Annotated in this window: 10 protein-coding genes; 6 read left to right on the top strand and 4 right to left on the bottom strand. The window is 68.2% G+C overall.

Annotated elements, in window-relative coordinates:
* The first annotated feature begins 192 nt into the window (after positions 1–192).
* From ROZ00_07365 to boxA, 4 genes are all read left to right on the top strand, one after another.
* On the top strand, positions 193–1086 hold the full coding sequence (locus ROZ00_07365) for a helix-turn-helix transcriptional regulator (GenBank protein MDT3736026.1): 894 nt from the start codon (positions 193–195) through the stop codon (positions 1084–1086).
* Positions 1087–1151: 65 nt separating this feature from the next.
* Positions 1152–2792 carry a 2,3-epoxybenzoyl-CoA dihydrolase gene (boxC, locus tag ROZ00_07370; protein ID MDT3736027.1) on the top strand — a complete coding sequence of 547 codons (1641 nt, stop codon included), beginning with the start codon at positions 1152–1154 and terminating at the stop codon, positions 2790–2792.
* Positions 2793–2808: 16 nt separating this feature from the next.
* The gene (boxB, locus tag ROZ00_07375) at positions 2809–4233 is read left to right on the top strand and encodes a benzoyl-CoA 2,3-epoxidase subunit BoxB (protein ID MDT3736028.1); all 1425 of its coding nucleotides are present in this window, start codon (positions 2809–2811) and stop codon (positions 4231–4233) included.
* Between the two features lie 19 nt (positions 4234–4252).
* A complete protein-coding gene (gene boxA / locus ROZ00_07380) occupies positions 4253–5464 on the top strand; it encodes a benzoyl-CoA 2,3-epoxidase subunit BoxA (GenBank protein MDT3736029.1) in 1212 nt (403 codons plus the stop codon).
* 27 nt (positions 5465–5491) lie between these two features.
* Here boxA and ROZ00_07385 read toward each other — a convergent pair whose 3' ends face one another.
* Positions 5492–6499 carry an NADP-dependent oxidoreductase gene (locus tag ROZ00_07385; GenBank protein ID MDT3736030.1) on the bottom strand — a complete coding sequence of 336 codons (1008 nt, stop codon included), beginning with the start codon at positions 6497–6499 and terminating at the stop codon, positions 5492–5494.
* Positions 6496–7353, bottom strand: a complete 858-nt coding sequence (locus ROZ00_07390) for an alpha/beta hydrolase (protein ID MDT3736031.1) — start codon at positions 7351–7353, stop codon at positions 6496–6498. Before ROZ00_07390 ends, ROZ00_07385 begins: the two co-directional genes overlap by 4 nt.
* 313 nt (positions 7354–7666) lie before the next feature.
* Between ROZ00_07390 and ROZ00_07395 the strand changes: the two genes are divergently transcribed.
* Positions 7667–8950 carry an FAD/NAD(P)-binding oxidoreductase gene (locus ROZ00_07395; GenBank protein MDT3736032.1) on the top strand — a complete coding sequence of 428 codons (1284 nt, stop codon included), beginning with the start codon at positions 7667–7669 and terminating at the stop codon, positions 8948–8950.
* On the opposite strand, the gene ROZ00_07400 is transcribed toward ROZ00_07395, so the two are convergent.
* Entirely contained in the window at positions 8947–9468 is a 522-nt protein-coding gene (locus tag ROZ00_07400) for a DUF411 domain-containing protein (GenBank protein MDT3736033.1), read from the bottom strand. The two genes, ROZ00_07395 and ROZ00_07400, sit on opposite strands and share 4 nt — an antisense overlap.
* Positions 9465–11801 carry a DNA internalization-related competence protein ComEC/Rec2 gene (locus ROZ00_07405; GenBank protein MDT3736034.1) on the bottom strand — a complete coding sequence of 779 codons (2337 nt, stop codon included), beginning with the start codon at positions 11799–11801 and terminating at the stop codon, positions 9465–9467. Before ROZ00_07405 ends, ROZ00_07400 begins: the two co-directional genes overlap by 4 nt.
* Before the next feature lie 79 nt (positions 11802–11880).
* Between ROZ00_07405 and ROZ00_07410 the strand changes: the two genes are divergently transcribed.
* On the top strand, positions 11881–12432 hold the full coding sequence (locus ROZ00_07410) for a DUF2062 domain-containing protein (protein MDT3736035.1): 552 nt from the start codon (positions 11881–11883) through the stop codon (positions 12430–12432).
* Positions 12433–12436 lie beyond the last annotated feature (4 nt).

Consider the following 12436-nt stretch of genomic DNA (forward strand, 5'->3'; position numbering starts at 1 on the left):
CAGAACCGCCAGGCAGCAAGAGAAGCTATTTTGGCATGCTTTGAATGGCTCGGCCCTCCGTCGCTGCAGTGTCACCACAGCGACTTTTTGCCAGTATAATGCATAACAACAATATGGCAAGTGTTATATTGCATTGCTGTGTGCTAATATGCCTTCCGATATCAAGCATTTGATCCCGAGGGGGAACATCCAATGACGGCCGAACTGTCCCCGTCCCCTGCCGAGCCGCCGCACGACGACCAGTCCTACCTGCAACAACTGGGTGCCCGCGTCCGGGATGCCCGCACCCGTCACGGCCTGTCGCGCAAGGCGCTGGCGGCCAAGTCCGGCGTCTCCGAGCGCTACCTGGCCCAGCTCGAAAGCGGCCAGGGCAACATCTCCATCCTGCTCCTGCGCCAGGTGTCGGCCGCCCTCGAAACGCCGCTGACCGAACTGCTCAGCGAACGCGACGGCCACCCCATCGAACTGACCCTGCTGATCCAGTATCTGGAGAAGCTCTCGCCGAAGAAGCTGACCCAGGCGAGAGCCATCCTGTCCAGCGCCTTCGGCGAGCAGGATCCCCTCGAACGGCGCCACCGCATCGCTCTCATCGGTCTGCGCGGCGCCGGCAAGTCCACCCTCGGCCGGCGCCTTGCCGAGAGCCTCGGCGTTCATTTCGTCGAACTGGACGACGAGATCGAGCGCGAGGCCGGCGTGCCCGCCTCGGAGATCTTCTCGCTCTATGGCCAGAACGCCTACCGGCGCTTCGAGAAGCGCTGCCTGGAGCGCATCGTCGAGCACCATGAACATGTCGTCATCGCCGCCGGCGGCGGCATCGTCAACGACCCGCCCACCTACGAGTTGCTGCGCTCGGCCTGCTATACCGTATGGATCAAGGCCAGCCCGGAGGAGCACATGCAGCGGGTGATTGCCCAGGGCGACCTGCGGCCGATGACGGGACGCGAGGAGGCGATGGCCGACCTGCGCCGTATCCTCGCGGAAAGAAACGAACTTTATGGCCTGGCCGATGCCATAATTGACACCTCAAACAAAACAGTTGACGCAAGTCAAGAAGAGCTGCAGAATATGTATAATATTTCGACTTAAAGCTCTTGTTGGCACTTTAATGCATCATGTGCCGACGGGGGCTGCAAACCCACGGAGGCACAGAGATGATCACCTACGATACCGACCCATCCCGCTACGCCCACTGGCGACTGAGCTTCGACGGCCCCATCGCCACTCTCACCCTGGACATCCAGGAAGACCGCGGCATCAAGCCCGGCTACAAGCTCAAGCTGAATTCCTACGACCTCGGCGTCGACATGGAACTGCACGACGCCGTGCAGCGCATCCGCTTCGAGCACCCCGAGGTGAAATGCGTCGTCATCACCAGCGGCAAGTCGCGCATGTTCTGCTCCGGCGCCAACATCTACATGCTGGGCCTGTCGACCCACGCCTGGAAGGTGAATTTCTGCAAGTTCACCAACGAGACGCGCAACGGCCTGGAGGATTCCAGCGAGCATTCCGGCCTGAAGTTCCTCGCCGCGCTCAACGGCGCCACCGCCGGCGGCGGTTACGAGCTGGCGCTGGCCTGCGACGAGATCGCCATGATCGACGACCGTTCCACCGCGGTCAGCCTGCCGGAAGTGCCCCTGCTCGGCGTGCTGCCCGGCACCGGCGGCCTCACCCGACTGGTGGACAAGCGCAGGATGCGCCGCGACCTCGCCGACGTGTTCTGCACCACCTCGGAGGGCGTGCGCGCCGAGCGGGCGAAGGAGTGGAAGCTGGTCGACCACATCGCCAAGCCGCAGCAGTTCGAGGAGATGGTCAAGGCGCGCGCCGCCGAACTCGCGAAAAAATCCGACCGCCCCGGCGGCCAGGGCATCAGCCTGACCCCGCTCAAGCGCAAGGACGACGACAAGGGCTACCACTACAACCACGTCGACGTCGAAATCGACCGCGCTTCCCGCACCGCCACGCTGACCGTGACGGCGCCGATGGGCCGCCAGCCGGACGAACTGGAGGAGATCCTCACCCAGGGCGCGCGCTGGTGGCCGCTGGCCGTGGCGCGCGAGCTGGACGACGCCATCCTCATGCTGCGCACCAACGACCTCGACGTCGGCCTGTGGCAGATCAGGACGCGCGGCGACATCGCCGCCGTGCTCGAAGCCGACGCGACCATGGCGAAATTCAAGGACAACTGGTTCGTGCGCGAGACGATCGGCATGCTGCGCCGCTGCCTGCGCCGCCTCGACGTCTCCTCGCGCTCGATGTTCGCCGTGCTCGACGAGGGCTCCTGCTTCGGCGGCCTGTTCTTCGAGCTGGCGCTCGCCGCCGACCGCAGCTTCATGCTGAAGATCGAGGACGATTTCGCGCGCGCGCCGAAGGTGGCGCTGTCGGAAGCCAACTTCGGCCTCTATCCGATGAACAACGGCCTCTCCCGCCTCGCCACGCGCTTCGCCGGCGAGTCCGCCCCGGTGGAGGCCGCCCGCGCCACGCTGGGCAAGATGCTGGAAGCCGACCAGGCCGCCGAACTCGGCCTCGTCACCTTCACGCCGGACGAGCTGGACTGGGACGAGGAAGTGCGCATCGCCATCGAGGAGCGCACGGCGCTGTCGCCCGACGCGCTGACCGGCATGGAAGCCAGCCTGCGCTTCGCCGGCAGCGAGACCATGGACACGCGCATCTTCGGCCGCCTCACCGCCTGGCAGAACTGGATCTTCAACCGGCCCAACGCCGTCGGCGAGGCGGGCGCGCTGAAGGTGTACGGCACGGGCGCCAAGGCCAAATTCAATTGGGAACGCGTATAAACAACGGAGAGACACCATGAGCATCGATTACAGCCAGAAGATACCCAACAACGTCGACCTCGCGTCGAACAAGACCCTGCAGCGCGCCCTCGAGCACTGGCAGCCCGCCTACCTCGACTGGTGGAACGAGATGGGGCCGGACAAGACCACCACCGCCGAGGTGTACCTGCGCACCGCCATCAGCGTCGACCCGAAGGGCTGGGCGCACTTCGATTACGTGAAAATGCCCGAGTACCGCTGGGGCATCTTCCTCGCCCCGCAGGAGGCCGGCCGCACGGTGAACTTCGGCGAGCACAAGGGCCAGCCGGCCTGGCAGGAAGTGCCGGGCGAGTACCGCTCGACCCTGCGCCGCATCATCGTCACCCAGGGCGACACCGAGCCGGCCTCGGTCGAGCAGCAGCGCCACCTCGGCATGACCTGCCCCTCGCTCTACGACATGCGCAACCTGTTCCAGGTGAACGTCGAGGAAGGCCGTCACCTGTGGGCGATGGTCTACCTGCTGCACGCCCACTTCGGCCGCGACGGCCGCGAGGAAGGCGAGGCCCTGCTCGAGCGCCGCTCGGGCGATGCCGACAATCCGCGCATCCTCACCGCCTTCAACGAGAAGACGCCGGACTGGCTGTCCTTCTTCATGTTCACCTTCATCACCGACCGCGACGGCAAGTTCCAGCTCGCCGCCCTGGCCGAGTCCGGCTTCGATCCGCTGGCGCGCACCTGCAAGTTCATGCTCACCGAGGAGGCGCACCACCTCTTCGTCGGCGAGTCCGGCATCAGCCGCATCATCCAGCGCACCTGCGAAGTCATGGCGCAGCACAAGACCGACGACCCCGCCAAGCTGCGTTCGATGGGCGTCATCGACCTGCCGACGCTGCAGAAGTACCTCAACTTCCACTACAGCGTCACCAGCGACCTGTACGGCGCGGAAATTTCTTCGAACGCCGCCTCCTTCTACACCAACGGCCTGAAGGGCCGCTACGAGGAGACCAAGCTCGGCGACGACCACCGCCTCGACACCGCGGAGTACCCGGTGATGGAAGTGGTCGGCGACCGGATCGTCACCAAGCACGTGCCGGCGCTCACCGCGCTCAACGAGCGCCTGCGCGACGACTGGGTGAAGGACGTGCAGGGCGGCATCGACCGCTGGAACAAGGTGCCGGAGAAGCTCGGCATCCCCTTCCGCTTCACGCTGCCGCACAAGGGCTTCCACCGCAAGATCGGCATCTTCGGCGAGCTGCACCTCAGCCCCGAGGGCAAGGTGATTTCGGAGGCCGAGTGGACGCACAAGCACCGCGACTGGCTGCCCACCGAGGAGGACCGCGCCTTCGTACAGTCGCTCATGGGCCGCGTCGCCGAGCCCGGCAAGTTCGCCAACTGGATCGCCCCGCCGGCGCGCGGCATCAACAACCAGCCGGTGGACTTCGAGTACGTGCGCTTCAACTAAAGGAGCGGGAGCGGCAGTCATGACAGAAATCGTCAAGCAGCACCTCATCGACCCGGGCATCTGCATCCGCTGCAACACCTGCGAGGAGACCTGCCCGGTCAAGGCCATCACCCACGACTCGCGCAACTACGTCGTCAAGGCCGAGGTCTGCAACGACTGCCGCGCCTGCGTGCCGCCCTGCCCCACCGGCGCCATCGACAACTGGTTCCCCATCGCGCCGGGCAAGCCCTGGTCGATCGAGGAACAATTCACCTGGGACGAACTGCCTGCGCCCGCCGCCGTGCCGGTGGCGACGGCCATCGCCGAGCCCGAGGACGTCGCGCGCCTGACCTCGGAGGCCACCGCCGGCCAGGGCGGCCCGGTGGCCGCGCCGTGGTCGGCGGAAAAGCCGGCGGTGAACCTCTACAACGAGAAGGGGCCGATCACCGCCACGGTGGCCGGCAACTTCCGTCTCACCGGCGACAAGGCCAGCGCCGACATCCGCCACATCGTGCTCGACTTCGGCGGCGTACACTTCCCGCTGCTCGAGGGCCAGAACATCGGCATCGTCCCGCCCGGCACCGACGCGCAGGGGCGGCCGCACCACGTGCGCCTGTACTCGGTGGCGAGCCCGCGCGACGGCGAGCGCCCCGGCTACCACAACTGCGCGCTGACGGTGAAGCGCGTCACCGAGGACCACGAGAAGAAGCCCGTGAAGGGCGTCTGCTCGAACTACCTGTGCGACCTGAAGAAGGGCGACAAGGTGCAGGTGATCGGCCCCTTCGGGTCGAACTTCCTCATGCCCAACCATGCCGGCAGCTCGCTGATGATGATCTGCACCGGCACCGGCTCGGCGCCGATGCGCGCCATGACCGAGCGGCGCCGCCGGCGCATCGACCTCAAGGAAGGCGGCGAATTGATGCTGTTCTTCGGCGCCCGCGCGCCCGACGAGCTGCCCTACTTCGGCCCGCTGATGAAGCTGCCGAAGGAGTTCATCGACATCAACTTCGCCTTCTCGCGCGTGCCCGGCCAGCCCAAGCAGTACGTGCAGGACCGCATCCGCGAGCGGCACGAAGACGTCTGGCGCCAGATCAACGACGAGAACTGCTACATCTACCTGTGCGGCCTGAAGGGCATGGAGAAAGGCGTCGACGAAGCCTTCCGCGACGTCTGCCGCCAGCACGGCGGCGACTGGGACGCGCTGCTGCCGCAGCTACGCGAGAAGAGCCGCTACCACGTCGAGACGTACTGAGCTTGCCCGCAAAAGTCAGTCCCTGCACTACGGCGACTTCACCTCCACCACCACCTTGCCGGTGGCGTGGCCGGCCTCGACATGGGCCAGCGCCTCGCGCACCTGCGCCAGCGGAAACACCCTGTCGATGACCGGCCTGACGCTGCCTTCCGCGAGCAGGCGGCCGAGCTGCGCCAGTTGCTCGCCGCTCGGGTGCATGAACAGGTATTCGTAGCGCACGCCGTGCCGCTTCGCGAGGCGCAGGGTCTTGCGGCCGAGGAAATCGAGCAGCACGCCGAGAAGCGGATTCAGCCCGAATTCGCGCACCAGCCGGCTGTCCGGCTTGCCGGCGATGCTCACCAGCACGCCGCCGCGCCTGAGCACGGCGAAGGAACGGTGCTGGATGTCGCCGGCCTGCGTGTCGAAGACCAGGTCCTGGCCGCTGACGACGTCCTCGAAGCGCTGCGCCTTGTAATCGATGACGACGTCGGCGCCCAGGCTGCGGGCCAGGTCCGCATTGCGCGCACCGACGGTGGTGGCGACCGTCGCGCCGGCGTGATGGGCGAGCTGGATGGCGAAGCTGCCCACCCCGCCCGAACCGCCATGGATCAGCACCTTCTGCCCGGCTTGCAGTCTGCCGATCTCGAACAGCGCCTGCCAGGCGGTGAGGCCGGCCAGCGGCACCGCCGCCGCCTCGACGTGCGTGAGGTTCGCCGGCTTGGCGGCGGCATCCGCCTCGGCCACCACGGCGAACTCGGCGAAGGCGCCGATGCGCCGCTTGTCCATGCGCGCGAACACCGCGTCGCCGGGCCGGAAGCGCGTCACGCCGGCGCCGACCGCCTTCACCACGCCGGAGAAATCGTTGCCGAGGATGAGCGGAAAGCCGAAGGGGACGATCATCTTCAGCAGGCCGTCGCGGATCTTGAAGTCCACCGGGTTCACGCTGGCGGCATGCACTTCCACCAGCAGCTCGCCCGGCCCCGCCTGCGGCGCCGGCAGTTCGCCCAATTCAACGACGGCGTTGCCGCCGTAGCGGCGGAGGAAGGCGGCTTTCATTTCGAGAGCAGGAATTCCTTCACGATTGCCACCTGGGCCTCGTCGAGGAACATCGGCGCGTGGCCGACGCCGGGGATCTCGGCGATCAGCGCCTTCGGGCCGCGCTTGCCCATTTCCAGGCAGGTCTCGTGCGACAGCAGGTCGGACTCGGCGCCGCGCACCACCAGGGTCGGGCAGCGGATGGCATCGTAGAGTGGCCAGAGCAGCACATCCTCGTCGCTCATCGCCGCCCGGAAGGGCTCGGCGATGCCCGGGTCGTAGACGAACTCGTAGCCGCCGCCGGCCTTCTGCCGCGTGACGTGCTCGGTGAGGTGCTTCCACTGCGCGTCGGTGAGCTTGCCGAAGGGCGCGCTGACGAGGCGGACGTACTGCTCGGCCTCGGCGAAGCTGGCGAACTGCGGTGCGAGGCCGACGTACTCGCCGATGCGCTTCACCGCTGCGGCACTGATCACCGGGCCGACGTCGTTCAGTACCAGGCGCGTGACCGGCGTCTCCGCCTGTGCGGCGAGCGCCATGCCGATCATGCCGCCCATCGAGGTGCCGACCCAGTGCACTTCGTCCACGCCGAGGCGCGCAATCAGCGTCACCATGTCGGCGACGTACTGCTGCACCTGGTAATGGTCCTTGAGGCGCAGCCAGTTGCTGCGGCCGCGGCCGACGACGTCGGGACAGACGACGCGGTAATGCCCGGCCAGCGCCTGCGCCAGGACGTCGAAGTCGCGGCAGTTGCGCGTGAGGCCGTGCACGCAGACCAGCACGCGCGGGTTGTGCGGATCGCCCCACTCGACGTAGGCCATGCGGTGGAGGCCGCCGGGGCTGAGGCACTGGACGGTGTGTTGGCGCATTTCGGTCATGTTAGAACCTATCTCAAGAACCCGGATGGTCGCGGCGCGACCATCCGGGATGGGCTGCTAGGCGCAGCGGCGAAGACAGTGGTCATTCCACGACGAGCCGCTGCAACGACGCAGACCGCCCGGATGGCCACACCCCTCCGGGTTTCCACGAAAACCGCCCATCTGCGGCGTTGCGCTCCTTGCCAAGGGAATGACCCTTGGCGGCGTCGCGCGCCTAGCAGCTGAGCGGTTTTCGTGGAAACGCGATCCATGGGGGTTCTTGAGATAGGTTCTAATCTCCTTTGCCGAAGAGTTTATCGTTAAACTCGGCGCCATGGCTTTCACTCGTCGTCGTCTGCTTTCCGCCGCCCTCGCCGCCTGCGCCGCGCCGCTGTTCGCGCAGCAGGCGCCGGCCCTTCTTCCTCCTTCTAAGGGACGGCGCGTGGTGGTCGTCGGCGGCGGCTGGGGCGGGCTGTCGGCGGCGCGCCACCTGCGCGCGCTGGCGCCGGAACTCGAGGTGGTGCTGCTGGAGCGCAACCCGTCCTTCTTCTCCATGCCGCTGTCGAACAAGTGGCTGGCCGGCCTGGTGGACGAAAGGCTGCTGACGCACGACTACCGGGCCGCGGCGCAGGCCCACGGCTACGCCTTCCTCCAGGCCGAAGCCACTGCCATCGACCGCGACAGGCGCCGCGTGCACACCGCGCAGGGCACGCTCGACTACGACTGGCTGGTGTTCGCCATCGGCATCCGCCACGACTACGCCGCCTGGTTCGGCGAGGAACGCCGCGCCATCGAGCAGGCGAGGCAGAACTACTATTGCGCGTACACGCCGGGCGGGGAGTTCCGCGCCCTCAAGGCCAAGCTGGAGAACTTCAAGGGCGGCGACCTCGTCATGACGATTCCGCCGCCGCCCTATCGCTGCCAACCCGCGCCCTACGAGCGGGCGCTCGTCATCGGGCATCTCTTCAAGACGCGCGCCGTGCCGGCGAGACTGACTTTGCTCGACCCCAACCAGGTCCCGCAGCACTTTGCCGACGTCTTCGAGGAGCAATACAAGGACCAGATCGCCGTCGTGCCCCACGCCCGCGTGAAGTCGGTCGATCCCTTCGCGAAGACCCTCGCCACCGAGTTCGACGACATCCGCTTCGACGACGCCCTGCTCATGCCGCCGCAGCAGGCCGGCGACCTGGCCTGGCAGGCGGGGCTGATCGGCCGCGATGCGCAGGGAAAACCCACCGGCTGGGCGGCGCAGGATCCGCTGCATCTCCACGCCGTCGGCGACGAGCGGGTATTTCTCGTTGGCGACCTGATCGACCGCGCCTCGCCCCTGTTCGGCCACTACCCGAAAAGCGGACACCTGGCGGCGCGCCTCGGCCGCATCGCCGCAGCCGAGATCGCCGCCCGCTCGCGCGGCCAGTCGCCGGAAACGCTGCTGCCGGAGAGCCGTTGCTTCGTCACGGCACGGCTGGCGCCGCAGGAGCTGCTTCGCTTCGACGCGCACTACCGCCTGCGCGGCGACAGGCTGATCGTGCAGACGACGAAGCAGGAGGCCGACTACAACCCGCGCGGGGAGGATGTCGACTGGGCGAAGGGGATGTTCGGAGAACTGTTCGGCTAGTGCCGCGCCCACACCTTGGTGCTGCCGTCCGGCAGCACCAGCAGGGTGTCGAAGAACTCGCGGCGGGCGATGCGCTCGCCGCTGCCCTGGTCGAGGATGATGCAGCCGCTCTCGCAGCTGCCGTCGGCGCCGGTCGGCTCGCGCCCCGGCGCGCCCATCGGCAGGCCCGGCACCGCCAGGCCGCGCGCCTTCGGCTTTTCCTTGAGCAGGTCCTTGATGTCCTCGGCCGGCACGTGGCCCTCGACGAAATACCCCGCCACGCGCGCGGTCATGCGCGATTCGACGTCGGCCGGCACCTTGAAGCGGCGCTTGACCGCGTCGATGTCGTCGGTCTCCTTCACCGTGACCTTGAAGCCGTTCTGGCGCAGGTGTTCGGCCCAGTCGATGCAGGACAGGCAGACCTTCGGCACGAATACCTCCACCGGCGGCAGGGTCTCCGCGCGGGCGAAAAGGGGCGCCGCCAGCGCGGCAAGCAAGGCGATTTTCTTCAGCATGGCTGCATTCTCTTCGAAACTCATTCTCCGTGCCAGTAGCGGCGGCGCGCCGCGCGCTCGAAAGTCAGTCCCGGCGACACGGCGCCGAAGCGCACCGTGATCGCGCCGTCGCGGTCGGTGCGCATCAGTTGCGCACCCGACTCCTCGTAACGCCGCCACACCGCCTCGTTCGGATGGCGGAAGCGGTTGCGGTAGCCGACCGGGAAGATCACCGTGCGCGCCCCCACCGCCGCGAGGAATTCCGGCGTGGACGAGGTGCGGCTGCCGTGGTGCGGCGCCAGCAGCACGTCCGCCCGCAGCCGTTCGCCCTGCCGCTTCGACAGCGCCTGCTCGGAAAGGGTTTCGATGTCGCCGGTGAGCAGCGCGCTGCCATGCGCCGAGGTCAGCTTGAGCACGCAGGACATGTCGTTGCTCTTGCGCCTGGCGGCGTCGTAGGCGTCCGCCTCCGGATGCAGCATCTCGAAGCGCACGCCGTCCCACTCCCAGGCCTGGCCGTCCGCGCAGGGCCGGTGGCCGGGCGCGTCGCGGAAGGGATGGCCCGCCGGCAGCGAACTCATGGTCCACGCCACCGGCAGGCCGTCGATGAGCGACAGCGCGCCGCCGGAATGGTCCTTGTCCTCGTGGGTGAGGACGAGGCCGTCGAGCCGGCGCACGCCGGCGGCGCGCAGGTAGGGCAGCAGGATGCGGTTGCCGCTGTTGGCGTCGGGCGAGAACTGCGGCCCGGTGTCGTAGACGAGGTCGTGCGAAGCCGTCTGCGCATGCACGGCGAGGCCCTGGCCGACGTCGAGCACGGTGAGGCGCAGTTCGCCCGGTGCCGGCCGCGCCGGCGCCACCAGCACCAGCGGCAGCATGAGCACCGCACCGGCACTGCGCGAGGGAAAGCCTTTCGGCAGCAGCAGCCAGACGCAGCCCAGTGTGGCCAATGCCACCGCCCAGGCCGGCGGCGCGTGCTGCTGCCACACCGCCAGCGGCAGTTCGGCCAGCCATTCGACGAAGGCCATCAGCCAATACAGGATCTGGTGCGCCAGCAGCAGGAGCGCATCGAAGGGCAGCACGGCCGCGATCAGCGCCAGGGGCGTGACGACGAGGCTGACCATGGGAATGGCGACGGCGTTGGCCAGCGGCGAGACGAGGGAGAACTGCTGGAACAGCGCCAGCAATGCCGGAATCAGGCCGATCGTCACCGCCCATTGCGCCCGCCCCCACTCCGCCAGCCAGTGGCGCGGCGCCAGGCGCCCGGCGCCGATGTAGAAGAGCAGCGCCACGGCGCCGAACGACAGCCAGAATCCCGCCGACAGCACCGCCCAGGGATCGGCCAGCAGCACCAGCAGGAGCGCCAGCGCCAGCACGCGGCTGCCGGAAGAGGCACGTCCCAGCCACAGCGCCAGCGCCACCCCCGAGAGCATGTACAGCGTGCGCTGCGCCGGCACGCCGAAGCCGGCCAGCAGGCAATAGGCGAAGGCCGTCGCCCAGCCCGCCGCCGCCGCGGCCTTCTGCGCCGGCAGGCGCAACATCAGCGCCGGCCGGCGCCGCCAGACGAACGAGGCCAGCCAGGCGCCGAGCGCCGCCACCATGGTGACGTGCAGTCCCGAAATGCTCATGAGGTGCGAGATGCCGGTGCGCGCGAACAGCTGCCACAGTCCGCCATCGATGGCGCGCTGGTCGCCCACCGCCAGCGCCACCAGCACGCCGGCGTAGTCGTGTTCCGGCAGGGAACGCCGGAAGCGCTCGCGGACCGTCTCGCGCAGGCGCTCGACGGCGTAGCCGGGACGCGGCACGAAGGCCTCGATGCGCCGGTTGTCGTCGGCGTTGCGCACGTAGCCGGCGGCGCGCACGCCGCGCTCGAACAGCCAGGCCTCGTAGTCGAAGCCGTGGGGATTGAGGTTGCCGTGCGGACGCTTCAGGCGCACGGTGAACTGCCAGCGCTCGCCGGCATGCACCTCCTGCAGGGCATGCCACTCCTCGCTTTCCTCCAGGCGCCAGCCGCGGTACCAGGCCAGGGAAATCCTCGACGGCACCGGCGCCCCGGCCTGCTCCACGTCGAAGTCGAAGCGCACGCCGTTCTCGTAGTCCTGCGGCAGTCCGGCGACGACGCCGGTGATGCGGATGTCGCGCCCCTCGCTCTCCGCCGGCAGCGCATCGGCCAGGCGCGCCTGTCCGAGCGCCGCCGCCCAGGCGAAGCCCGCCAGCGCCGCCGCCAGCACCGCCAGCGTCCTCCGGGCGCCGCCATCCGCTTTCCAGGCGGCCAAAGTCAGTCCCGCCGAGGCGGCGGCCAGCCCCGCCAGCAGGCTTCCGCCGGGCAGACCGGGTTGTTGCTGCAACAGCCAGACACCGGCCGCGAAGGCGAGAATTGACATGCGCATAAGCGGATTCTACGGCCTTTGCAGCACCGCGCCGCCGATTCGCTACAATGGCCCAGGAAAAGTCCTGATCGCGATGCGCAAGAAACTCCGCAAAATTCTCCCCGACCACGAGGCCGTCCGCTCAAACCGCTGGCTGGCGCCGTTCGAGAACACCCTGCTTCACCCGCGGCTGTGGCACCTCAACCGCCATTCGGCAGCCGGCGGCGTGGCGGTCGGCCTGTTCTGCGGCCTGATCCCCGGCCCCTTCCAGATGCTTGGCGCGGCGATCTTCGCGGTGGTTTTCCGCGTCAACCTGCCGCTGGCCCTGTTCACGACCTTCTACACCAACCCCTTCACCATCGTACCGTTGTATTTCGCCGCCTACGGACTCGGCCGGCTGGTGCTCGGCGGCGGCGGCGAGTTTGTCCCGCCGCCCGAATGGGGTGCGGAGGGATTGTGGGTGTGGACCCTGGCGCTGATGGACTGGATGGCGCATCTGGGCAAGCCGCTGGCCCTGGGCCTGGTGCTGCTCGCCTCGCTGCTGGCGGCGGCCGGCTACCTCATCGTGCGCGTGGTGTGGCGCTCGTACCTGCTCTGGTCCTGGCGCCAGCGGTGCCGGCGCCGCTCGACGTCCCGGCCGGACTGACTTT

The organism is Denitratisoma sp. (assembly GCA_032027165.1).
Classification (GTDB): domain Bacteria; phylum Pseudomonadota; class Gammaproteobacteria; order Burkholderiales; family Rhodocyclaceae; genus Desulfobacillus.

Excerpts from the sequence above, each read along its gene's own strand:
- boxB (MDT3736028.1), top strand. The coding sequence starts at position 2,809 with ATGAGCATCGATTACAGCCAGAAGATACCCAACAACGTCGACCTCGCG.
- ROZ00_07385 (MDT3736030.1), bottom strand. The coding sequence starts at position 6,499 with ATGAAAGCCGCCTTCCTCCGCCGCTACGGCGGCAACGCCGTCGTTGAA.
- ROZ00_07400 (MDT3736033.1), bottom strand. The coding sequence starts at position 9,468 with ATGAGTTTCGAAGAGAATGCAGCCATGCTGAAGAAAATCGCCTTGCTT.
- boxC (MDT3736027.1), top strand. The coding sequence starts at position 1,152 with ATGATCACCTACGATACCGACCCATCCCGCTACGCCCACTGGCGACTG.
- ROZ00_07410 (MDT3736035.1), top strand. The coding sequence starts at position 11,881 with ATGCGCAAGAAACTCCGCAAAATTCTCCCCGACCACGAGGCCGTCCGC.
- ROZ00_07390 (MDT3736031.1), bottom strand. The coding sequence starts at position 7,353 with ATGACCGAAATGCGCCAACACACCGTCCAGTGCCTCAGCCCCGGCGGC.
- ROZ00_07395 (MDT3736032.1), top strand. The coding sequence starts at position 7,667 with ATGGCTTTCACTCGTCGTCGTCTGCTTTCCGCCGCCCTCGCCGCCTGC.
- ROZ00_07365 (MDT3736026.1), top strand. The coding sequence starts at position 193 with ATGACGGCCGAACTGTCCCCGTCCCCTGCCGAGCCGCCGCACGACGAC.
- boxA (MDT3736029.1), top strand. The coding sequence starts at position 4,253 with ATGACAGAAATCGTCAAGCAGCACCTCATCGACCCGGGCATCTGCATC.
- ROZ00_07405 (MDT3736034.1), bottom strand. The coding sequence starts at position 11,801 with ATGTCAATTCTCGCCTTCGCGGCCGGTGTCTGGCTGTTGCAGCAACAA.